This window comes from Streptomyces sp. NBC_01478 (genome assembly GCF_036227225.1).
In the GTDB taxonomy this organism is placed as follows: domain Bacteria; phylum Actinomycetota; class Actinomycetes; order Streptomycetales; family Streptomycetaceae; genus Streptomyces.
In genome coordinates, this window is the sequence record NZ_CP109444.1 from 8,085,103 (window position 1) to 8,106,856 (window position 21,754).

The 21,754-nt window shown below is 70.3% G+C and carries 20 protein-coding genes; 12 read left to right on the forward strand and 8 right to left on the reverse strand.

The features are described 5' to 3' along the window. Positions 1–31: 31 nt before the first annotated feature. Complete coding sequence (locus OG223_RS36690) at positions 32–712, reverse strand: HAD family hydrolase (protein ID WP_329258131.1); 681 nt, start codon at positions 710–712, stop codon at positions 32–34. A 30-nt stretch (positions 713–742) separates the two neighbouring features. After that, positions 743–1,945: a PucR family transcriptional regulator gene (locus tag OG223_RS36695; protein ID WP_329258134.1), complete on the reverse strand. Its 1,203-nt coding sequence runs from the start codon at positions 1,943–1,945 to the stop codon at positions 743–745. A gap of 129 nt (positions 1,946–2,074) precedes the next feature. Between OG223_RS36695 and OG223_RS36700 the strand changes: the two genes are divergently transcribed. From OG223_RS36700 to OG223_RS36720, 5 genes are all read left to right on the forward strand, one after another. Beyond that, on the forward strand, positions 2,075–3,001 hold the full coding sequence (locus tag OG223_RS36700) for a proline dehydrogenase family protein (RefSeq protein ID WP_329258136.1): 927 nt from the start codon (positions 2,075–2,077) through the stop codon (positions 2,999–3,001). A 37-nt stretch (positions 3,002–3,038) separates the two neighbouring features. After that, on the forward strand, positions 3,039–4,670 hold the full coding sequence (gene pruA, locus OG223_RS36705) for an L-glutamate gamma-semialdehyde dehydrogenase (protein WP_329258139.1): 1,632 nt from the start codon (positions 3,039–3,041) through the stop codon (positions 4,668–4,670). Positions 4,671–4,709: 39 nt separating this feature from the next. Then, positions 4,710–5,573 (forward strand): alpha/beta fold hydrolase, encoded by an 864-nt coding sequence (locus tag OG223_RS36710; protein WP_443073778.1) that lies wholly within the window; start codon positions 4,710–4,712, stop codon positions 5,571–5,573. Between the two features lie 106 nt (positions 5,574–5,679). Beyond that, a complete protein-coding gene (locus tag OG223_RS36715) occupies positions 5,680–6,219 on the forward strand; it encodes a GNAT family N-acetyltransferase (RefSeq protein WP_329258142.1) in 540 nt (179 codons plus the stop codon). Between the two features lie 271 nt (positions 6,220–6,490). Then, positions 6,491–6,622, forward strand: a complete 132-nt coding sequence (locus tag OG223_RS36720) for a hypothetical protein (protein WP_266862654.1) — start codon at positions 6,491–6,493, stop codon at positions 6,620–6,622. A 58-nt stretch (positions 6,623–6,680) separates the two neighbouring features. On the opposite strand, the gene OG223_RS36725 is transcribed toward OG223_RS36720, so the two are convergent. Continuing rightward, positions 6,681–8,282 carry a purple acid phosphatase family protein gene (locus OG223_RS36725; protein WP_329258149.1) on the reverse strand — a complete coding sequence of 534 codons (1,602 nt, stop codon included), beginning with the start codon at positions 8,280–8,282 and terminating at the stop codon, positions 6,681–6,683. Between the two features lie 142 nt (positions 8,283–8,424). Here OG223_RS36725 and OG223_RS36730 point away from each other — a divergent pair, with 142 nt between their 5' ends. Together OG223_RS36730 and OG223_RS36735 are read left to right on the forward strand one after the other, a co-directional pair. Further along, a complete protein-coding gene (locus OG223_RS36730; RefSeq protein ID WP_043680300.1) occupies positions 8,425–9,468 on the forward strand; it encodes a 3-isopropylmalate dehydrogenase in 1,044 nt (347 codons plus the stop codon). A 264-nt stretch (positions 9,469–9,732) separates the two neighbouring features. Further along, complete coding sequence (locus tag OG223_RS36735; protein WP_329258152.1) at positions 9,733–10,824, forward strand: branched-chain amino acid aminotransferase; 1,092 nt, start codon at positions 9,733–9,735, stop codon at positions 10,822–10,824. Positions 10,825–10,827: 3 nt separating this feature from the next. Here OG223_RS36735 and OG223_RS36740 read toward each other — a convergent pair whose 3' ends face one another. After that, positions 10,828–12,264, reverse strand: a complete 1,437-nt coding sequence (locus OG223_RS36740) for a cytosine permease (protein WP_329258155.1) — start codon at positions 12,262–12,264, stop codon at positions 10,828–10,830. Between the two features lie 117 nt (positions 12,265–12,381). Between OG223_RS36740 and ureA the strand changes: the two genes are divergently transcribed. The 5 genes from ureA (at position 12,382) to cimA (ending at position 18,308) form a co-directional block, all read left to right on the forward strand. Next, positions 12,382–13,065 carry an urease subunit gamma gene (gene ureA / locus OG223_RS36745; RefSeq protein WP_329258158.1) on the forward strand — a complete coding sequence of 228 codons (684 nt, stop codon included), beginning with the start codon at positions 12,382–12,384 and terminating at the stop codon, positions 13,063–13,065. Beyond that, positions 13,062–14,735: an urease subunit alpha gene (locus OG223_RS36750; protein WP_329258160.1), complete on the forward strand. Its 1,674-nt coding sequence runs from the start codon at positions 13,062–13,064 to the stop codon at positions 14,733–14,735. Before ureA ends, OG223_RS36750 begins: the two co-directional genes overlap by 4 nt. Positions 14,736–14,759: 24 nt before the next feature. After that, entirely contained in the window at positions 14,760–15,776 is a 1,017-nt protein-coding gene (locus OG223_RS36755; protein WP_329258163.1) for an agmatine deiminase family protein, read from the forward strand. An 11-nt stretch (positions 15,777–15,787) separates the two neighbouring features. Beyond that, the gene (locus OG223_RS36760) at positions 15,788–16,393 is read left to right on the forward strand and encodes a TetR/AcrR family transcriptional regulator (protein WP_329258166.1); all 606 of its coding nucleotides are present in this window, start codon (positions 15,788–15,790) and stop codon (positions 16,391–16,393) included. A 310-nt stretch (positions 16,394–16,703) separates the two neighbouring features. Beyond that, entirely contained in the window at positions 16,704–18,308 is a 1,605-nt protein-coding gene (gene cimA / locus OG223_RS36765) for a citramalate synthase (protein WP_329258168.1), read from the forward strand. Positions 18,309–18,326: 18 nt separating this feature from the next. Here cimA and OG223_RS36770 read toward each other — a convergent pair whose 3' ends face one another. Genes OG223_RS36770 through OG223_RS36785 form a run of 4 tightly spaced genes read right to left on the reverse strand, consistent with a single transcriptional unit; the run spans position 18,327 to position 21,751 of the window. Further along, positions 18,327–18,791 carry a hypothetical protein gene (locus OG223_RS36770; protein WP_329258171.1) on the reverse strand — a complete coding sequence of 155 codons (465 nt, stop codon included), beginning with the start codon at positions 18,789–18,791 and terminating at the stop codon, positions 18,327–18,329. Positions 18,792–18,838: 47 nt separating this feature from the next. Continuing rightward, positions 18,839–19,339, reverse strand: a complete 501-nt coding sequence (locus OG223_RS36775) for a hypothetical protein (protein WP_329258174.1) — start codon at positions 19,337–19,339, stop codon at positions 18,839–18,841. Then, positions 19,333–19,842, reverse strand: coding sequence for a hypothetical protein (locus OG223_RS36780; protein WP_329258177.1), 510 nt, complete (start codon positions 19,840–19,842; stop codon positions 19,333–19,335). Before OG223_RS36780 ends, OG223_RS36775 begins: the two co-directional genes overlap by 7 nt. A 40-nt stretch (positions 19,843–19,882) precedes the next feature. Then, positions 19,883–21,751 (reverse strand): ricin-type beta-trefoil lectin domain protein, encoded by a 1,869-nt coding sequence (locus OG223_RS36785; protein WP_329258180.1) that lies wholly within the window; start codon positions 21,749–21,751, stop codon positions 19,883–19,885. Positions 21,752–21,754: the final 3 nt, after the last annotated feature.

Genomic DNA, 21,754 nt, shown 5'->3' on the forward strand with positions numbered 1-21,754 from the left:
CTGAGTGCCGATTGCTGAGTGCTGAAGTCCCTTACAGGCGGGGCGTGTTCGGGACACCGGTGATACCGGTGACGCCGATGACGTGACGGATCGCGGACGTGGTGTCGGCGGCGATGTGTGTGGGGCGGAACGTCGGCTCGGTCCATGGGCGGCCGTTCGACACCCACGCACTGCGCGCGTCGACGCCCGTCGCGCCCCCGATGTCGGCGTGCGCCGAGTCGCCGACGACCCAGGACGAGCGCAGGGACGCGCCGACCGTGGCCGCCGCCGCGTGGAAGATCTCCGGCGCGGGCTTCTTGTGACCGGCCGACTCGGAGATCACCCAGCCGTGGACCAGCGCGTCGAGCCCGGCCGTCCGGATCTTCAACTCCTGTTGTGCGGTACGGCCGTTGGTGACGATCACGCATTTCCAGTCCGCCGCGACCGCCTCCGTGAGGGCGTCGCACGTGGACTGGGCCAGGGTGACGCGATCGGCGGCGCCCCGGTCGAGGAGCCTCCGCACGGCGGCGTCGGTGACGGCCCCGCCGTAGCGCTCGGTCATGGCCCTGGCCACGTCCGGCCTCGGTGTGTAGCCGCTCGCGTCGACCGACATCAGCCAGGCGAGGTCGTCCCCCGGCAGGCCGTGCACGGTCAGGAACTCCGTCACCGCGTCCCGGAACGCGGCATCGCGGTCGACCAGGGTGTTGTCCAGATCGAGCATCAGCAGTGGCATGGCAGGGAGTAGATCACCCGGCGGCCACGCCTACAGCCGTGCCGCCTTCAACGCCATGTGCAGCAGCAGCCGGTCCTCACCGTCGTCCAGGTCCAGCCCCGTCAACTGCTCCACCCGCGACAGGCGGTAGTAGAGCGTCTGCCGGTGGATCCCCAACTCGGCCGCCGTACGCCCCGCTTGGCCCGCGCAGTCGAGGTACACCTCGGCGGTGCGGGCGAGTTCGTGGTGGGCGGGGGCGAGGAGGGGCGCTACGGCCGGGTCGTGCGGGGACTCCGGGGAGAGGGATGTCAGCAGACGGTACGGGCCGATGTGGGACCAGTCGGCGACGGGGGCGAAGCGGGGTTCCGCGAGGGCGGCGCGGGCTGCCGCCGTCGCCTCCTGCCAGGCGGTGCCGAGGTCGGTGAGGCCGACGCGGGGGCGGCCGATGCCCGCCGCGCGGTGGGCGCCGGGCGGGCCGTCCTTCAGCAGCCGGGCGGCGGCCGCCTCCGCCGAACTCCCCGCGTCCGTCGACCGCAGCCGTACCAGCACCGCCAGGCAGTGCTGCTCCGTCGCGCCCCACGGCACCGTGCACAGTGCCGTCGCGTGCGGGACCGTACGGGCCGACGGGGCGTCGTCCGGGTCGGCGGTCGACGGCCAGGGGGCCACGCAGACCACCGTGTGCGGGCCCTCGCCGCGCGGGCCCAGCGCCGTACGCAGCGCCGCCACCGCCATGTCCCGCTGCCAGCCGCGCTCGGCGGTGAGGACCGCGCGGAGTTCGCGGGTGAGGTCGGCGCCCGCCTGTGCCTCGTCCGCGAGGAGCGCGCCGATCCGGTCCGCGACCCGCATCGCCGCCGCGAGCCGCGCTTCGCCGGGGCCGGGATCGTCGTCGTCCAGGAGCCAGACGTAGCCGAGGACGACACCCCGATGGCGTACGGGGAGGCAGATGCGGCCGCGATAGACGCCCGCCTCGGGGGTGGGCGGAATCCGGACCGGACCGGTCGCCCGGGTGATGCCGAAGCCCTCGAACCAGGTGCGGATCGCCGCCGTGGAGCGCCGGGTCAGGATCGAGCGGGTGCGGACCGGGTCCAGCGCGGACGGGTCCAGGTCGCCCTCACCGTCGTAGGCCCCGAAGGCGATCAGCTCGAAGTCGCGGTTCTCCAGGGTCGCCGGGGCGCCGAGGAGTTCCGAGATCTCGTCGACCAGTTCCTGGTAGTCGCCGGTGGAATCGGTTGTCACCCGGGCATTCTCCCGCATTCTCGCGGTGCCTTCATACAGATGTCTGAGATCTGTTGCGCGGATGCGTGGCAGTTGTCGATGGTCGACGATCGGAGAGATCCCTAGGTTTCACGGTGGTCCTGTCTGCTGGTTCTGTGGAGGTGCCCCGTGCTGGGTCCCGTGATTCTCGCCGCCTCGCGCAGCGATCGGATGCGTCGGCTGATCTCGGCGGCGCCGGTGACCAAGCAGGTCGTCGACCGCTTCATCCCCGGTGAGACCGTCGACGAGGTCGTGCCGATCGTCCAGGACCTCACCGCCAAGGGCCTGGAGCTGACGATGGACGTCGTCGGCGAGGACATCACCACCCCCGAGCAGGCCGCCGCCGCCCGCGACGCCTATCTGACGCTCGTCGAGCGGCTCAAGGACCTCGAACTGGGTACCCGGGCCGAGATGTCCATCAAGCTGTCCATGTTCGGGCAGGCGCTGGAGGGCGGCCACGAGCTCGCCCTCGCCAACGTCCGGCCGGTCGTCGAGGCCGCCGCCGCCATCGGTACGACCGTCACGCTCGACGCCGAGGACCACACCACCCTCGACTCGATGTTCGCGATCCACGAGGAGCTGCGGAAGGACTTCCCGGGGACCGGCTGCGTCATCCAGGCCTACCTCTTCCGCACCGAGTCCGACGCCCGCCGCCTCGCCGAGGCCGGCAGCCGCGTCCGGCTCGTGAAGGGCGCGTACAAGGAGCCCGCCGAGGTCGCGTACCAGCAGAAACACGAGATCGACAAGGCGTACGTCAGGATTCTGCGGATCCTGATGGAGGGTTCCGGCTACCCGATGGTCGGGTCCCACGACCCGCGCCTCATCTCCATCGCGCAGGAACTGGCCCGGCGCGCCGGACGCAAGCTCGACGAGTACGAGTTCCAGATGCTGTACGGGATCAGGAGCGAGGAGCATCTGCGCCTCGCCGCCGAGGGCCACCGCATGCGCGTGTACACGGCGTACGGCACGGACTGGTACGGCTACTTCATGCGGCGCCTTGCCGAGAAGCCGGCCAACCTCCTCTTCTTCGCACGATCCACCCTTACCAAGGGCTGACCGAACACCCGCTCACGTACAAGGAGTTACGGATCTCATGGACGCTGTGACCCAGGTCCCCACCCCCGTCAACGAGCCGGTGCACGGCTACGCGCCCGGCTCTCCCGAGCGCGCCCGCCTTGAGGTCAAGCTCAAGGAGCTGGCCGAGAACCCGATCGACCTGCCGATGACCATCGGCGGCGAGCGGCGGATGGGCGGCGGCGAGCGCGTCGACGTCGTACAGCCGCACAACCACAAGGCGCGGCTGGGCACGTACGCCAACGCCACCCAGGACGACGCCCAGGACGCGATCGACGCGGCCCTCGCCGCCGCGCCCGCCTGGCGCGCGATGTCCTTCGACGACCGCGCCGCGATCATCCTGCGCGCCGCCGAACTGCTCTCCGGTCCCTGGCGCGAGACCCTCGCGGCCTCCACCATGCTCGGTCAGTCCAAGACCGCCCAGCAGGCCGAGATCGACTGTCCCTGCGAGCTCGTCGACTTCTGGCGCTTCAACGTCAAGTACGCCCGCGACCTGCTCGCCGAGCAGCCCCCGGCGAACTCCCCGGGCGTCTGGAACCGCCTCGACCACCGCCCGCTCGAGGGCTTCGTCTACGCGATCACGCCGTTCAACTTCACGGCGATCGCGGGCAACCTGCCGACGGCGCCCGCGCTGATGGGCAATGTGGTGGTCTGGAAGCCGTCGCCGACCCAGACCCACTCCGCCGTCCTGCTCATGCGGTTGCTGGAGGAGGCGGGTCTCCCCAAGGGCGTCATCAACCTCGTCACCGGCGACGGCATCGAGGTGTCGAAGGTGGCTCTTGAGCACCGCGACCTGGCCGCGATCCACTTCACCGGGTCCACCAAGACCTTCCAGTACCTGTGGAAGACGGTCGGCACCAACATCGAGAAGTACCGCACCTATCCGCGTCTGGTCGGCGAGACCGGCGGCAAGGACTTCGTCGTCGCCCACCCGAGCGCGGACCGCGCCGTGCTGAAGACCGCGTTGACCCGGGGCGCCTTCGAGTACCAGGGCCAGAAGTGCTCCGCGACCTCCCGGGCGTACATCCCGGCGTCGATCTGGAACTCCGGTTTCAAGGAGGAATTCGCCGCCGAAGTCGACTACTTGACGATGGGTGACGTCACCGACCTCGCCAACTTCGTCGGCGCGGTGATCGACGAGCGCGCCTTCGCCAAGAACAAGGCGGCCATCGACCGCGCGAAGGCCGACCCCAACTGCACGATCGTCGCGGGCGGTTCGTACGACGACTCGGTCGGCTACTTCGTCCGCCCGACGGTCGTCGAGTGCAGCGACCCGGCCAACGAGGTGTTCACCACGGAGTACTTCGGCCCGTTCCTCGCCGTGCACGTCTACGAGGACGACGCCTACGACGAGATGCTGACCCAGATGGAGTCGGTCTCCGACTACGCGCTGACGGGCTCGGTCATCGCGGGCGACCGCGCGGCGGCGGCGTACACGATGGAGAAGCTCCGCTACGCGGCCGGCAACTTCTACATCAACGACAAGTCCACCGGCGCGGTCGTCGGCCAACAGCCCTTCGGCGGCGGCCGCTCCTCCGGCACCAACGACAAGGCCGGCGCCCCGCAGAACCTGACCCGCTGGACCCTGACCCGCGCCATCAAGGAGACCCTGGTGGCACCGACGGACTACACGTACCCGCACATGGGCTGACACCCACACAGGGTGCCCGCAGCGGGCAGACTCCCCGTCATGACCCCAACCCCTATGCGGAACACGGCGGTTACGGCGGACGACGGAGTACGGCTGTGGGCCTCCAGGTCCGGCCGTGGCACACCCGGCACCACACCCCTGGTGCTGTGCCACGGCGGACCCGGACTGTGGGACATGTTCGAGGACGTGGCCGGGATGCTCGACTCCCGTGCCCCGGTGGTCCGTTGGGACCAGCGCGGGGGCGGCCGGTCCGAACCGTGCGCGGGCCCATGGACCACCGAACGGTTCGTGGCCGATCTCGACGCCGTACGACGGCACTTCGCGCTGGAGCGGATCGTGCTGCTCGGCCACTCCTGGGGCGCGTCGCTCGCCCTGAGCTACGCCCTCGCCCACCCGGACCGGGTCGCCGCCCTCGTCTACGTCAGCGGCACCGGTATCGGTCCGAACGCCGACTGGCACGGCGCCTTCGAGGAGAACTCCCTGGCCCGCCTCGGCGAGGACCCCCAACGGCTCGCCCGCTGGCGGGAGTTGCCCGGCGAGAGCCGTGAACGGGCGGTGCTCCAGTGGTCCGTCGAGTTCGTGAACCGCAACCGGGCGATCGAGCACGCCGAGCGGATGGCCGACCCCTGGTTCCCCATCAACTTCCCCTGCAACAAAGCCCTGAACGCCGAAGCGAAGCACACCGCCGGCACCTCCGCCCTGTACGCCGCCTGTCAGGCCCTCGATCTGCCGGTGCTCATCGTGGACGGGGAGCGGGACATCCGGCCCCGGTCCGCCGTCGACTCGTTGGAGCGGGCGCTGCCCCAGGTGCGCCGGGTGACTCTGCCGGACGCCGGGCATCTGCCGTGGGTCGAGGACCCGCACGGATTTCGCGATGCGGTGATCACGGCGATGCACTCATGACGGCGATGCACTCATGACCACTCTGCGGCGATGACGGCGATGCGGTCATGACAACTCTGTGGTGATGACGGCCACGCCGTGAGCCCCCGTCTCCGATACTGACCCCGTGACCATCCGTATGCGCACCGCCCACACGGCCGACCTCACCCCGGCCGACCTCCGCGCCGCCCGCGCGCTGCTGGACGCCGCCTTCGCCGGTGACCTCACCGACCAGGACTTCGAGCACGGCCTCGGCGGCGTGCACGCCCTGCTCGCCGACGAGGACGGGCTCGTCGCGCACGGGTCGGTGGTCATGCGGCGGGTGCGGTACCGGGGGCGTTGGCTGCGGGTCGGATACGTCGAGGGGGTAGGGGTGCGGCCCGACGCCCGGCGCAAAGGGTACGGGGGGCTCGTCATGGCCGAGTTGGAGCGGATCGTCGATCACGCCTACGACGTCGGGCTGCTCGGTGCCAGTGACGACGGGGCCCGGCTCTACACCGCACGCGGCTGGCGGCTGTGGGGCGGCAAGATCTCCGCGCTCGGGCCGGACGGCATCGTCCATCTGCCCGAGGAGGAGGACAGCACGTATGTCCGTCCCGCGCTCGCCGGCCCCCTCGACCTCGGCAGCGATCTTCTCTTCGACTGGCGTGACGGCGATGTGCTCTGACCGCCGGTAGACGTCGGTAAGAGAAACCCCAGGTCAGGCGCCTGTGACTCGTTTCACCGTCTCAGATAGTAGGAAGTCCGAGTAATTGTGGAGACAGATGCACGGTCCTGTCCTAGCTTTGTAGGAGCCGAACGTCTCGCTAGACCAAGCGAATGGCGGTCGTGAGCCGGACACCGTGCAGGCAACCCCTGTGGTCCGTTGCTCCCCGCCCCCTACGGCGTCTCGCAACTCCCCTCCGTACTCCAGGAATTGTCGAAGGAGTCGATTCTCCATGGCCGAGACGACCGCCCGCCGCCGAGTCCGCCACGTGCCCCGCACGAGCGAGTCCGAGCGCAAGAACGCCGCCGCCGCCCTCCAGCGCGCCCTCGACCGCCGGGACAACGGCGGCGAGACCGGCCACTGAGCCGCAGTAACACCACCCATCAGCCGGGAGCCGCGCCCGCACGGGGTGCGGCGCGGTCTCAGTGACCGCGCCGCACCTCGAAGTGGTCGATGCGCTTGCCGTCCCCGTCCAGGGCCGACACCTTGAGCCGGGGCGTGCTGCCGCTCTCCGCCTCCACCGAGAGGAGGGAGAAGCCCCGGTAGCGCACCCGCGACCACTCCACCGTCTCCGCCTGCGTGTGCTGGCCTTTCATCCACTGCGCGGTGTCGACCGTCCCGTGCCGTGTGACGTGGCCCTCGTAGCTCTCCTTGACGCCCGCCGGGAAGCCGTACAGGTCCCGGCCGCCGCCGCCCGCCGTGACGTAGACGATCCCGTCCTTCGTCGGATCGGTGGACGCGCCGACGGGTACCGCCCGGCCGACCGCGCCGTTCTTGATCGCGTCGGTCCGCTCGTAGACGTGGTTGTGCCCGTTGATCACCAGGTCCACCTGGTGCTTCTCGAACAGCGGCAGCCACTCGCTCCGTACCCCGCCGTCCGAGGCGTGCGCGGAGGTCGAGTAGGCGCAGTGGTGGAAGAAGACCACGAGGAAGTCGACCCCCTTGGTCGCCCGCAACTCGCGCAGCCGGCCGTCCAGCCACGTCGTCTGCTTCCCGCCGGTGTAGCCGAGATTGGCGGTGATCTCGTACGACACGTCGTTCGCGTCCAGCGCCACGACGCCGACGTTGCCGTAGACGAAGGAGTACACGCCCGGCGCGTGCGACGGGTCGAAGCCGTTCTCCGGGAGGGACCAGCGGGCGAGCTGGCCGCCGTAGCCGTCGGGGGAGTACCAGGCCTCCATGTCGTGGTTGCCGGTGGTCACCATCCACGGGACGGTCCGGGAGACACCCTCGTTCTGCTTGAGGAACAGGTCCCAGTACGTCGGGTCGTAGCCGTCGGTCTTCTTGCCCTGCCCGTTGGTGTCGGCGTAGCAGATGTCGCCGGCGTGCAGATGGAAGGCGGGGTTCTCGCGCAGGATCACATGGTCGTTGGCGGCGGCCGCGTTGCTCACGCCCTGGTCGCCGAAGGCCGTGAACACGAACCGCTCCGGGCTCGCCGGCGCTGTACGGAAGGAGCCGATCGTCGAGCGGTGGGCGGGGGCGGCCGGGTCGAAGCCCTCGTGGCCGACGCCGTAGTAGTACGTCGTGCCGGGGCGGAGGCCGTTCAGGGCCGCGTGGACGTAGTACTGCTCGACCGCGGGGCGGACGCCGGTCAGGCCGGGGGTGTGCAGATCGCGTACCTCGGCGGTGATCCTGCGGTCGAGGTCGTCGGGCTTCAACCCCACGCGCACGTAAGGCTTTTTGACCGCGAACGGCACCTGCCAGGAGACCCGCAGCTCCGTCTTCGGGTCGGCGCCGAAGGCGAGATGGCGGCCGAAGGGGGTGACGACGGCGCCGGGCACCTTCGACGTGGCGGGGGAGGGCGCGGCTGCCGCCTTGCCGTCGGTGCTCGCCTTGCCGGCGCACCCCGCCAGCAATCCGGCCGTCGCCACCGCGCCCGCCGTCACCAGCGTGCGGCGCCGGGTCAGCTTCGTGCGCAGGTACTCGTACTGCTCGGCCATGCTCATCCGGACCGCGAGGTGTTCCGGGACGCCGACGTCGGGTACGGGGGGTTCGGGGGGTGTCCCCCCGATAAGCACTGTCATGTCGATGAAACTCCCCTAGAACTCCAACACCCTCCCGGCAATGGGGTGAACTCCGGTCGAACGGCCGACACCGTACCCCGAGGCCCGTCCGCATCATGGACACCCGGTGTCATCCCATGGGACGCGGAGTACGGTGTCGGGCATGTCTCGCAGCATCGATCTCGCAGTGATCCCCGGTGACGGCATCGGTCAGGAAGTCGTGGCCGAAGGTCTGAAAGTCCTCTCCGCCGTCCTTCCGCAGGACGTGAAGCTGGAGACCAAGGAGTTCGACTTCGGCGCCCGGCGCTACCACGCCACCGGTGAGACCCTCACCGACGCCGACCTGGCCGCGCTGAAGCCGCACGACGCGATCCTGCTGGGCGCGATCGGTGACCCCTCGGTCCCGTCCGGTGTCCTGGAGCGGGGTTTCCTGCTCAAGCTGCGCTTCGCCTTCGACCACCACGTGAACCTGCGGCCGAGCAAGCTGCTCCCGGGAGTGGCGACCCCGCTCGCCGGTGAGCCGGAGATCGACTTCGTCGTGGTCCGTGAGGGCACCGAGGGCCCGTACACCGGCAACGGCGGCACCATCCGCAAGGGTACCGAGCACGAGGTCGCCACCGAGGTTTCCGTCAACACGGCCTTCGGTGTCGAGCGCGTCGTCCGTGACGCCTTCGCCCGCGCCCAGGCCCGCCCCCGCAAGAAGCTCACGCTGGTCCACAAGAACAATGTGCTGACCTTCGCGGGCCACCTGTGGACGAACGTCTTCAACAAGGTCGCGGCCGAGTTCCCCGAGGTCACCACCGACTACATCCACGTCGACGCGGCGACGATCTACCTCGTCACCGACCCGGCCCGCTTCGACGTGATCGTCACCGACAACCTCTTCGGCGACATCATCACCGACCTCGCCGCGGCCGTCTCCGGCGGCATCGGCGTCGCCGCGAGCGGGAACATCAACCCGTCCGGCGAGTTCCCCTCGATGTTCGAGCCCGTGCACGGCTCGGCCCCGGACATCGCGGGCCAGGGCAAGGCCGACCCCACCGCCACGGTCCTGTCCGTCGCCCTCCTGCTGCGCCACCTCGGCTACGAGTCCGAGGCCGTCCGCATCGAGGACGCGGTCTCCGCCGACCTCGCGGACCGCACCGGCAAGCCCGCCCGCAGCACCACGGAGATCGGCGACGCGCTCGCCGTACGAGTAGCCGGCTGACCCCGCGCGCACTCGAAGAACTCACGCAGTATTTCGAAGCCGCCGGGTCGCAACCGCACCCGGCGGCTTTTCTTACGTCCCCGCCGGGTGCCACCATCATCCCCTGGGTCGCATTCACGCCGTTTTCGTCCACGGTCCACCACGCGCGATAATCGAACGCGGAGCCGCGGAATGAGGCAATGCTCGGACGTCCTAACACTGGCCACTGGCAGTCGAGGGCGTGAGCGCGGCCCGTCACACACAACCGGTGAAGGACAACCACTGATGACGACGCCCACGATCGAGCTCAAGCCCTCGGCCTCGCCACTTTCCGCCGCCGAGCGCGACGCGATTCTGACGAACCCCGGGTTCGGCCGCCACTTCACCGATCACATGGTGACGATCAAGTGGACCGAGGGCCGCGGCTGGCACGACGGCCAGCTCGTGCCGTACGGCCCGCTCTCCCTCGACCCCGCGAACATGACCCTGCACTACGCCCAGGAGATCTTCGAGGGTCTCAAGGCGTACCGGCAGGCCGACGGCTCCGTCGCCACCTTCCGCCCGGAGAAGAACGCCCGCCGCTTCCAGACCTCCGCCCGCCGCCTCGGCATGCCCGAGCTGCCGGTCGAGACGTTCATCGAGGCCTGTGACGTGCTGGTCCAGCAGGACCGCGACTGGGTCCCGGCGCACGGCGGCGAGGAATCCCTGTACCTGCGCCCGTTCATGATCGCGACCGAGGTCGGCCTGGGCGTGAAGCCCGCCAACGAGTACCTCTTCCTGGTCATCGCCTCCCCGGCCGGCGCCTACTTCCCCGGCGGCGTGAAGCCCGTCTCCATCTGGGTCTCCGAGGACCACGTCCGCGCCGTCCCCGGCGGCATGGGCGACGCCAAGACCGGCGGCAACTACGCCGCCTCCCTCCTCGCCCAGGCCGAGGCCGCCGAGCAGGGCTGCGCCCAGGTCTGCTACCTCGACGCGGTCGAGCGCAAGTGGGTCGAGGAGCTCGGCGGCATGAACCTGTATTTCGTGTACGGCAACAAGATCGTCACCCCCACCCTCACCGGCTCCATCCTGGAGGGCGTCACCCGTGACTCCCTCCTCACCCTCGCCCGCGATCTCGGCTACGAGCCCGAAGAGGGCCGGATCTCCATCGAGCAGTGGCAGCGCGACTCGGAGAACGGCGCGCTGACCGAGGTCTTCGCCTGCGGTACGGCCGCGGTCATCACCCCGGTCGGCACGGTCAAGCGCACCGGCGCCGAGTGGCAGCAGTCCGCCGGTGAGCCCGGCGAGGTCACGCTGAAGCTCCGCGCGGCCCTCCTCGACATCCAGCGCGGCGACAGCCCCGACAAGCACGGCTGGATGCACCCGCTCGGCCGGTAACTGCTAGACACGGCTGGTCACTTCGGGGGCCGTCGCGGACTCGGTGTCCGTGGCGGCCCCTTTCGTCAACGCCGTCAGCAGCACGAACGTCAGCCCGCCGACCGCCCCCGACAGCAGGAAACTGCAGTCCACCCCGCCGGTGAGCGACAGCAGCGGACCCTCGTACGACGGCAGGGACACGGCGAGCAGTCCGACGCCCGCGCCCACCGCCCAGGAGACCGCGGCCGGGATGTTCCAGCCCGCCCGGAACCAGTAGATCCCGCCCCTGGCACGGCGGTTGAAGACCTGCAAGGCATCCGCGTCGTACATCCCCCGGCACCGCACGAACCCGATGAGCGTGATGACCGCCCACGGCGTCCCGATCGCCGTCAGGAGCAGCACGAAGGACGTCATCGCCGACTGCGCGTTCCAGGCGTAGTGCCCGACGAAGACGCACACCGTGGCGACGATCGCGACCGTGCAGGTGGCCCGGGCCCGGGAGGCGCGCGGCAGGATCGCGTCCAGGTCGAGGCCCATGGAGTAGAGCATCAGCCCGGCGTTGCCCACCGACCCCGCCGAGGCGGCGAGCAGCAGCGGGACCAGGTACCAGGTGGGCGACGCGGACACCAGCGGGCCCGCGTAGTCGAGGGCCGCCCGCGCCCCGAACGCCGTGAACGTGCCGAAGAGTTGGGGGACGAGGAGACCGGCGGTCAGGCCGAGCCAGGTCGCGTGCAGGATCGTGCGGGAGGAGTGGCGGGCCGGGGAGATGTAGCGCGTGTAGTCGCCGAGGAGGGTGATGAACGCGATCGGCCCGGACAGTCCCGCCGCCACCGTCGCGAGGCACCACGTCGGCCAGAACCCGCCCAGCAGATAGCCGCCCGCCCCCGGCAGCGCGCCGGTCGTGAAGTGCGGGGCGTACGCGGCCACGCCCAGGATCAGCAGCGCGGTCATGCCGACCGAGAGCACCCGGGACATCGCGAGCAGCACGCGGTAGCCGTAGACCGCGCCCGCGACGGTCGCCCCGGCGAGCAGCGCGTACACGACGGCGTACGACGCCCCGCCCGTCGGCAGCCCGAACAGCCGGTGCAGCACGCCCACCATCACATCGCCGCCGATCCACACGGTCAGCGCGGTGTAGCCGAGGGCGAGGAGCAGCCCCACGACCGAGCCGACCAGCCGGCCCCGCACCCCGAACTGGGCGCCGGACGACGTCGACAGGTTGGTGGCGGTGCGCAGGGAGACCAGGGCGAGCGGGGCCGTGAACAGCGTCCCGACCACCGTGCCCGCCACGATCGAGCTCACCGACGCCCACCAGCCGAGGCCGAACGACGGCGGCAGCCAGCCGAAGATGATTACGCCGAGGCAGAGGTTGGAGCCGAGCAGGATCGACACGAGGTCGCGTGGACCGCTGGTGCGTTCCGCGTCGGGGATGGTGTCGACTCCGCGTTGTTCGATCGGCATGGAAGGCCCTCTCGTTCTTAGAGTGACGTTCAATGTGGGCCGAGCAGTGCTGGCGCGTCAAGCATTCCCATGATGGGTTTTACCGTTTAGAGTGATGCTCTAAAGGAGGGATACGGGATGAGGCTGACCCCCACGGAACGCGACCGGCTGCTGCTGTTCTCGGCCGCCGAACTGGCCCGCGCCCGCAAGGCGCGCGGCCTGCGGCTCAACGTGCCGGAGGCCACCGCGCTCATCGCGGACACGGTGTGCGAGGCGGCCCGGGACGGGCGCCGACTGGCCGAGGCCGTCGAGCGCGCCCGCTCCGTGCTCGGCCCCGACGACGTGCTGCCGGGTGTCGCCGATGTCGTCACCGAGGTCCATGTCGAGGCGGTCTTCGACGACGGTTCCCGGCTCGCGATCGTCTCCGACCCCATCGGCGGGGGAGCGCTCGCGGACCGCGCCCCCGGCGCCCTGCTCCCGGGGCCCCCGCACGCCGAGCCCGAGGCCGTCGTCCGCGTCACGGTCACCAACACCGCGACCGTCCCCGTCTCCGTGACCTCCCACTTCCACTTCTTCGAGGCCAACCCGCGCCTCGACTTCCCCCGGGCCGAGGCCTACGGCATGCGGCTCGCCGTCCCCGCCGGATCCTCCGTCCGCTTCGGGCCGGGCGAGAGCGCCGAGGTCGGCCTGCTGCCGATCGGCGGCGAGCGGATCGCCATCGGTTTCGCCGGGCTCGTCGACGGCCCGCTGGACGCGCCGGGCGCGAAGGAAGAAGCCCTGCGCCGGGCAACTGCCTGCGGTTACCTGGGAGTCGAGCAGTGAACCCGTACGAGTACGCCGCCACCCACGGCCCCCGCGCCGGCGACCGCGTCCGCCTCGGCGACTCGGGTCTGACCATCCGCGTGGAGTCCGACTCGCAGCGCTACGGCGACGAGTTCCTCGCCGGGTTCGGCAAGACGGCCCGCGACGGACTGCACCTCAAGGCCGCCGCCGTGCGCGAGACCTGCGATGTGGTCGTCAGCAATGTCGTCGTGATCGACGCCGTGCAGGGCATCCGCAAGGTGTCCATCGGGATCAGGGAAGGGCGGATCTGCTCCATCGGGCGGGCCGGGAACCCCGACACCCTCGACGGGGTCGACGTCGTCGTCGGCACCGGTACCTCGATCGTCTCCGGCGAGGGGCTCATCGCCACCGCCGGTGCCGTCGACACCCATGTGCACCTGCTCTCGCCGCGCATCATGGAGGCCTCCCTCGCCTCCGGGGTGACCACGATCATCGGCCAGGAGTTCGGCCCGGTGTGGGGCGTCGGCGTCAACTCGCCCTGGGCGCTGCGCCACGCGTTCAACGCCTTCGACGCCTGGCCGGTCAACATCGGCTTCCTGGGCCGGGGTTCGTCGTCCGACGCCGCCCCCCTGGTCGAGGCGCTGGCCGAGGGCGGGGCCTCCGGCTTCAAGGTGCACGAGGACATGGGCGCCCACACCCGCGCGCTGGACACCGCGTTGCGGGTCGCCGAGGAGCACGACGTCCAAGTCGCCCTGCACAGCGACGGGTTGAACGAGTGCCTGTCGGTGGAGGACACCCTGCGCGTCCTGGAGGGCCGGACGATCCACGCCTTCCACATCGAGGGCTGCGGCGGCGGACACGTGCCGAATGTCCTGAAGATGGCGGGAGTTCCGAATGTCATCGGCTCCTCCACCAACCCCACCCTCCCCTTCGGCCGGGACGCGGTCGCCGAGCACTACGGCATGATCGTCTCCGTCCACGACCTGAAGACCGACCTGCCCGGCGACGCCGCGATGGCCCGCGACCGGATCCGCGCCGGGACGATGGGCGCCGAGGACGTGCTGCACGACCTGGGCGCGATCGGCATCACCTCGTCCGACGCGCAGGGCATGGGCAGAGCGGGTGAGACCGTCCGCCGTACGTTCGCCATGGCCGGGAAGATGAAGGCCGAACTCGGCGCCCCGGACGTCGGCCACGACAACGAACGCGTCCTGCGCTACATCGCCAAGCTGACCGTCAACCCCGCGATCGCGCACGGGCTTTCGCACGAGGTGGGATCCATCGAGGTCGGCAAGCTCGCCGACCTCGTGCTGTGGCGGCCCGAGTACTTCGGCGCGAAACCGCAGCTCGTCCTGAAGTCCGGGTTCCCGGCGTACGGCGTGGTCGGCGACCCCAACGCGGCGACCGACACCTGCGAACCCCTCGTCCTGGGACCGCAGTTCGGCGCGCACGGCAGCACGCCCGCCGACCTCTCCGTGGCCTTCGTCGCGCAGGCGGCCCTGGACCAGGGCAACGACGCGATGCCAACTCGCCGCCGCAGGGTGGCAGTTCGCGGCACGCGTGGCATCGGACCCGCCGACCTGCGCCTCAACTCCCGTACCGGAGCGGTCGACGTCGACCAGCGCACCGGCCTGGTCACCCTCGACGGCGAACCGCTGCGCTCCGAGCCCGCCGACTCGGTCTCCCTCAACCGCCTGTACTTCCTGTAGTACGCAGCCGACTTAGGACTTCTGATGAGCTTCCGTATGCCCCCCGAATGGGCCCCGCACGAGCGCACCTGGATGGCCTGGCCGGGACCCAACCCGACCTTCACCAACGCCGAGGAACTGGCCGAGGCCCGTACCGCCTGGGCGGCCGTCGCCCGCGCCGTGCGCCGCTTCGAACCGGTGACGGTGGTGCACGGGCCGGGGCAGGGCGCGTCGGCGCGCGAGCTGCTCGGTCCGGACGTCGACCTGGTCGAGCGCGAGCTGGACGACGCGTGGATGCGGGACATCGGCCCCACGTTCGTCACCGACGGCTCTCGACTGGCCGCCGTGGACTGGACGTTCAACGGCTGGGGCGGCCAGGACTGGGCCCGCTGGGAGCACGACTCCAAGATCGCCCGCCATGTCGCCGACCTCGCCGGAGTGCCGGCGCTCAGCAGCACCCTCGTCAACGAGGGCGGCGCGATCCACGTCGACGGCGAGGGCACCGTCCTGCTCACCGACACGGTCCAGCTCGGCGCCGGCCGCAACCCCGGCTGGACCCGCGAGCAGGTCGAGGCGGAGATCCACGCCAGACTCGGCACCACCAAGGCCATCTGGCTCCCGCACGGCCTGACCGGCGACTACGGCGTCTACGGCACCCAGGGCCATGTCGACATCGTCGCGGCCTTCGCCGGGCCCGGCACCGTACTGGTCCACAGCCAGCGCGACCCGGCCCACCCGGACCACGCCCGCTCCCAGGAGTACCTCGCCCTGCTGCGCGCCGAGACCGACGCGCAGGGCCGACCCCTGGACGTCGTAGAAGTGCCTGCCCCGACCGTCCTCAAGGACGAGGACGGCCACTGGGTCGACTACTCCTACATCAACCACTACCTCTGCAACGGCGGGGTCGTGCTCTGCGCCTTCGACGACCCGGGCGACGAGATCGCGGCCGGGATCTTCCGGCGCCTCTTCCCGGAGCGGACGGTGACGCCGGTGGACGCCCGTACGATCTTCGCGGGCGGTGGCGGTATCCACTGCATCACCCAGCAGCAGCCGAAGATCTAGGGAGTCGGACGATGGCCGGTGCGCGGAAGAACGCGCCGCCGCGCGAGGACGTGCTCGCCGCAGCCATGGGCATGATCGCCGAACGCGGTCTGGAGAAACTCACCATGGCGGCGCTCGGCCGCGAGGTCGGCATGAGCAGCGGCCATCTCCTCTACTACTTCCACTCCAAGGACGAACTGCTCCTCCAGGCCCTGGAGTGGAGCGAGGGCAGGCTCGGCGCCGAGCGGGGGCGGCTCCTCACCCGCACCGCCACCGCCCGCGAGCGCGTCGAGGCGTACGTGGATCTCTACGTCCCCGAAGGCCACCGCGACCCGCACTGGACGCTGTGGCTGGAGGTCTGGAACCGCTCGCAGAACGCCGACGCCGCCGCCCGTGACCGGCAGGCCGCCATCGAGGGCGTCTGGCACCGCGACCTGGTCGCGCTGATCGCGGAAGGGGTGTCACGCGGGGAGTTCCGGGCCGTGGACCCGGACCGTTTCGCCGCCCGCTTCCGCGCCCTCCTCGACGGCTTCTCCATCCATGTGGCGATCGGGCTGCGGGGCACGGACCGGGCGCAAGTGCTGGCCCATGTGCGGGAGTTCATCGCCGACTCGCTGCTCGCGCGCCGACCGAGTTGATCAACCGGCTGTTCGCATCATGAGACGGACGGTGAGCACGGAGGTGGGGTGTGCCAGACTACCCCCGTGTTCTCGTTCGCCACGATTATTGGCAGCAGGCGCGCCGGTCCGCAGTGACCGCCTCGTACGACCAGGTACGGGCGGCCACCGTCGTCACTCGACCCGCGCGCAGACCTCTCGCACCCGCGAGGGGTTTTTCGCTTTTCTGGCCCACCTTCAGCCGGGAAAGCAGTGCGAGGGATCATTGAGGGACGGTGGAGCCGGTCATTCCGGTACAGACCGAGATTCAGATCCTCAGGAGCCAGACACCATGACGGAAACCAGCGCACTCGACGACGCGTTCCACGTCTTCGACACGACCCTGCGTGACGGCGCGCAGCGGGAGGGCATCAACCTCACCGTCGCGGACAAGCTGGCCATCGCACGGCACCTGGACGACTTCGGCGTCGGCTTCATCGAGGGCGGCTGGCCCGGGGCCAACCCGCGGGACACCGAGTTCTTCGCCCGCGCCCGGCAGGAGATCGACTTCAAGCACGCGCAGCTCGTCGCGTTCGGCGCCACCCGCCGGGCGGGCGCGAAGGCGAGCGAGGACCCGCAGGTCAAGGCGCTTCTGGACTCCGGCGCCGACGTCATCACCCTGGTCGCGAAGTCCCACGACCGGCATGTCGAGCTGGCCCTGCGCACCACCCTGGACGAGAACCTGGAGATGGTCCGCGACACCGTCTCCCACCTGGCCGCCCAGGGCCGCCGCGTCTTCGTCGACTGCGAGCACTTCTTCGACGGCTACCGCGCCAACCCCGAGTACGCCAAGGCCGTCGTCCGTACGGCGTCCGAGGCGGGCGCGTCCGTCGTGATCCTGTGCGACACCAACGGCGGGATGCTCCCGGCGCAGGTACAGGCGGTCGTCTCCACGGTCCTCGCCGACACCGGCGCCCGGCTCGGCATCCACACCCAGGACGACACCGGGTGCGCGGTCGCCAACACCCTCGCCGCCGTCGACGCGGGCGCGACCCACGTCCAGTGCACGGCGAACGGCTACGGCGAGCGCGTCGGCAACGCCAACCTCTTCCCCGTCGTCGCCGCGCTGGAGCTGAAGTACGGCAAGAAGGTCCTGCCCGACGGCAAGCTGCGTGAGATGACCCGCATCTCGCACGCGATCGCCGAGGTCGTGAACCTCACCCCGTCCACGCACCAGCCCTACGTAGGAGTCTCGGCCTTCGCGCACAAGGCGGGCCTGCACGCCTCCGCGATCAAGGTCGACCCGGACCTGTACCAGCACATCGACCCCGAGCAGGTCGGCAACACCATGCGGATGCTGGTCTCCGACATGGCGGGCCGCGCGTCCATCGAGCTCAAGGGCAAGGAACTCGGCGTCGACATCAGCGGCGACCGCGAACTGGTCGGCCGGGTCGTCGAGCGCGTGAAGGAGCGCGAGCTCAGGGGCTACACGTACGAGGCGGCAGACGCGTCGTTCGAACTCCTCCTCCGGGCCGAGGCGGAGGGCAAGGCCCGCTCCTACTTCGAGGTCGAGTCCTGGCGCGCGATCGTCGAGGACCGCCCCGACGGCAGCCACGCCAACGAGGCCACGGTCAAGCTCTTCGCCAAGGGCGAGCGCATCGTCGCCACCGCCGAGGGCAACGGCCCGGTCCACGCCCTCGACAGTGCCCTGCGCGTCGCCCTGGAGAAGATCTACCCGCAGCTCGCCAAGCTGGAGCTGGTCGACTACAAGGTCCGCATCCTGGAGGGCAAGCACGGCACGTCCTCCACGACCCGCGTCCTGATCGCCACGTCCGACGGTTCGGCGGAGTGGTCCACGGTCGGCGTCGCGGAGAACGTCATCGCCGCGTCGTGGCAGGCGCTGGCCGACGCGTACACCTACGGCCTCCTCCGGGCCGGCGTCGAGCCCGCGAAGTAGACCGCCCTGTAGCCGCCCTCAGCACGAGCTCTCGGCGAGCTTCTCGAACTCGCCGAGGCTCATGGCCTTCCCGTCGGCCCAGGTCTGGCCGGGCTTCAGCGCGGTGATCTGCTCGGTGGTGAACTCCACGATCCCGTTGTACGAGTCGCCGGTGATGTAGTGCCCGAAGACGAACGTGTACGTGTGCTTCGGCAGGAGCCGCTGCTCGCCCCGGTGCCGTGCCCGCCAGGCCGCCGGCGGCGAGAACAGCGGGAACTCCGCGTCCCCGCTCAACTTCTCCTTCCGCACGTCCCACCCGGTGGTGACCGGCCCGTCCTCGGCGGCGACGGCCCACCCGTCGAGCGACGGCGACTGATAACTGTCGTCCCCGCACGGCCGGACGAGCGCCCACGCCACCCCGTCCGCCCCGACCCGCACCCCGGCCAACGGCAGATCGACGGCCGCACACCCACTGAGCAGCAGACCCCCCGCCACCACACCCACGACCGCCGCCGCCGTCCGTCGAGCCCGCGTCCTCGCCGTCCCCCGGGTCAGCACGAGTCGTCCGCGAGCTTCTCGAACGCGCCGAGGCTCATGGCCTTGCCGTCGGCCCAGACCTGGCCGGGCTTGAGGGTGGACAGGTCCTTGGCGGTGAACGTGACGGTGCCGGTGTACTCGTAGGTGGGCACGGCCTTGCCGAAGGCGAGTTCGTAGGTGTAGCCCGGCACCACCCGCTGCGGGCCCACGGGTGCGGCGTGCCAGCTTGCCGGCGGTGAGAACAGCGGGAACCGCGCGTCGGCCCCGCGCCGGTCGACCGTCGTGTCCCAGCCCGAGAGGTTCTGTTCGGGATCGCCGTGCGTGCCGACGAGCGACAGCCCGGTGATCAGGTCGTCGCCGCACGGCCGCAGCACCGCCGTGAAGCCCCCGTCCGTGTCCCGCTCCACGGCGACCAGCGGCAGTATCTCCGCCCCGCACCCACTGAGCAGCAGACACCCCGCCGCCACCCCCACGACCACCGCCGCGCCCCGCCGCCCCCGCGCCCGGGTCAGCACGAGTCGTCCACGAGGTCGTCGAAGTCGTCCTGGCTCATCGCGCGGTCGTCGGCCCAGACCTGGCCGGGTTTCAGCCGGTTCAGGTCGGCGGTGGTGAAGTAGACCACGATGTCGTACGCGTCCCAGCCCGAGCGGGGACCGATGACGTCGAGGGCGTAGGTGCGGCCGGGCTGGAGCCGCTGTGGCCCGGTCGCCTTCGTGTGCCAGGTGGCGGGCGGCGAGAAGAGCGGGAACGTCGCCGTGGAGACCTCGACCTCCGCGCTGTAGTCCGGCCACCAGCCGCTCTGCTGGTCGACCGGCTCATCGGCGTCCGCGTGGGCGGTGGGCCAACTACTCAGGTGCGCCTGGCTGCCGTGGTCACCGTCGCACAGCCGCACCGTGGCGACCGGCGTGCCGTTCCCGTCCAGCCGGACGGCCGCGAGTGACAGATCTGCCGGGCTGCACCCACCGAGCAGCACAGACCCCGCGACCGCACCCACAACCGCCACTACGACACGTTTCATGTCCCGCCCCCCGTCGAGGGCGGGACATGACCCGCCCCGCCTACTGCAGATGCCACTTCTGGTTGGCGGCCCCCGTGCAGGTCCAGATCTGTGCCCGTGTTCCGTTCGTCGACGAATTGCCCGTCACGTCAAGGCACTTGTTGGCCGCCGTATTCACCACATCACCCGTGGTGGAGTTGTACGACCACTGTTGCGCGGCGGTTCCATTGCAGTCGTACAACTGCACCTTCGCCCCGTCCGCCGTCGAAGCCGACGTCACGTCAAGGCACTTGCCGAGCGAGCGCACCGTGCCGTCGGTGCCCACGGTCCACTGCTGGGCGGTCGAGCCGTTGCAGTCGTAGAGCTGGACGGCCGTGCCGTTGGTGGTCGAACCCCCGGCCACGTCCAGGCACTTGCTCGCGAGGCCGACGAACGCGCCGGTCTGGCTGCCGCCGCCGGACTGCGTCCCCGCCCAGGTGAACGTCGCGGACGTCTTGCCCGGGAGGGAGTAAGTCGCGTGCTGGCCACCCCAGTTGATGGTCACCGTCTTCGCCGTGGACGCGTCGTTGTAGGCGATCAGCGCCTTCGAGCCGTCCGGGTTGCGCCACGCCACGTTCGGCACGTTGGTGGACGCCGTGGACGCGATCCGCTGGGCGCCGGGGCGGACGAACTTCGTCAACTGGCCCATCGTGTAGTACTCGACGGTGTAGTCCACGGTCCCGCTCGCGCCGTCCCCGTTGTGCACGGTGATCAGACCGGTGCAGGTGCCGCAACCGCCGTTGTGCGGGCCCATGTTCTGGTCCACGGCCAGCGACCACTTGGTCACCGACTTCGCCCAGTTGCGGGTGTAGTCGATGATGTTGTTCATGTCCTCGCGCTGCTGGTTGGCGATCCAGGTGCCGCCGGAGTGCTCGGTGCCGAAGGCGTCGAGGGTGGGGTACTGGTTGTGGACGGTGGTCTGCTTGGCGATGTCACCGCCGTAGCCGTGCCAGGCGATGCCGCCGAAGTTGGGGTTCGAGCGGACGGCCGCGTCGTCCACGGTCGAGGCCGCGTAGGAGTCGTATACGTCCCAGTTCCAGTCGTGGGCAAGGACCTTCGTCGTCAGGCCGGACGCGTTGAGCTTCGGCAGCAGCTCGCTCTTCGTGAAGTACGCGAGCCCGGACGCGTTCCAGCTCATCGACGGGTAGCCGGAACAGCACGTCGGCTCGTTCTGGACGGTCACGTACGACACCGGAACGCCCTGGTCCTTGTACGCCTGGAGATACTTGACGAAGTAGTTGGCGTAGGCCCCGTAGTCCTCGGACTTCAGCCAGCCGCCGTTGAGCGAACCGCTGTCCTTCATCCACGCGGGGGCCGTCCATGGCGAGGCCATGACAGTCAGAGACGGGTTGAGTGAGAGCGCCTGCTTGGTCAGGGGCACCACGTCCGCGAGGTCGTGCGCGATCGAGAACGAGGTGAGGTTGGGGTCGGTCTGGCCGGCCGCCACGTCGTCGTACGAGTACCCGTACCGCGCCAGGTCGGAGGCGCCCATCGGATTGCGCAGGAACGACAGCCCGATCCCGTCCGTCGGCGAGAACAGCTTGGCCATGGTCGCGTTCCGGGTCGCCGTCGACAGCGCCCCGCTGCTGTTCATCAGCCAGGCCGCGGTGTCCGTGAAGGACGCGCCGCCCCCGGTGAAGGTCTGGTAGCGGGTGTTCTCGTCGACGGTGATGTTCTCGCCGCTGCCGCCCGTCCCGGACGAGAAGGCGAACGGCGTCTGGGCCTGGAGGCCGCGCGTGACATGGCGTCCGGCGGCGTCGTCGGTGGTGGTGAGCCAGGCGGTGACCTGCTCACCAGCGGCGTGTGCGGGGGGTACGGCCGCGGTGAAGCCGGCCACGGAGAGCAGTCCGGCGAGCAGCAGCCGGGCCGTGCGGGGGGTTCTCCTGGACATGGA

Excerpts from the sequence above, each read along its gene's own strand:
- OG223_RS36690 (WP_329258131.1), bottom strand. The coding sequence starts at position 712 with ATGCCACTGCTGATGCTCGATCTGGACAACACCCTGGTCGACCGCGAT.
- OG223_RS36695 (WP_329258134.1), bottom strand. The coding sequence starts at position 1,945 with ATGCGGGAGAATGCCCGGGTGACAACCGATTCCACCGGCGACTACCAG.
- pruA (WP_329258139.1), top strand. The coding sequence starts at position 3,039 with ATGGACGCTGTGACCCAGGTCCCCACCCCCGTCAACGAGCCGGTGCAC.
- OG223_RS36710 (WP_443073778.1), top strand. The coding sequence starts at position 4,710 with ATGACCCCAACCCCTATGCGGAACACGGCGGTTACGGCGGACGACGGA.
- OG223_RS36720 (WP_266862654.1), top strand. The coding sequence starts at position 6,491 with ATGGCCGAGACGACCGCCCGCCGCCGAGTCCGCCACGTGCCCCGCACG.
- OG223_RS36725 (WP_329258149.1), bottom strand. The coding sequence starts at position 8,282 with ATGACAGTGCTTATCGGGGGGACACCCCCCGAACCCCCCGTACCCGAC.
- OG223_RS36730 (WP_043680300.1), top strand. The coding sequence starts at position 8,425 with ATGTCTCGCAGCATCGATCTCGCAGTGATCCCCGGTGACGGCATCGGT.
- OG223_RS36735 (WP_329258152.1), top strand. The coding sequence starts at position 9,733 with ATGACGACGCCCACGATCGAGCTCAAGCCCTCGGCCTCGCCACTTTCC.
- OG223_RS36740 (WP_329258155.1), bottom strand. The coding sequence starts at position 12,264 with ATGCCGATCGAACAACGCGGAGTCGACACCATCCCCGACGCGGAACGC.
- ureA (WP_329258158.1), top strand. The coding sequence starts at position 12,382 with ATGAGGCTGACCCCCACGGAACGCGACCGGCTGCTGCTGTTCTCGGCC.
- OG223_RS36755 (WP_329258163.1), top strand. The coding sequence starts at position 14,760 with ATGAGCTTCCGTATGCCCCCCGAATGGGCCCCGCACGAGCGCACCTGG.
- OG223_RS36760 (WP_329258166.1), top strand. The coding sequence starts at position 15,788 with ATGGCCGGTGCGCGGAAGAACGCGCCGCCGCGCGAGGACGTGCTCGCC.
- cimA (WP_329258168.1), top strand. The coding sequence starts at position 16,704 with ATGACGGAAACCAGCGCACTCGACGACGCGTTCCACGTCTTCGACACG.
- OG223_RS36780 (WP_329258177.1), bottom strand. The coding sequence starts at position 19,842 with ATGAAACGTGTCGTAGTGGCGGTTGTGGGTGCGGTCGCGGGGTCTGTG.
- OG223_RS36785 (WP_329258180.1), bottom strand. The coding sequence starts at position 21,751 with ATGTCCAGGAGAACCCCCCGCACGGCCCGGCTGCTGCTCGCCGGACTG.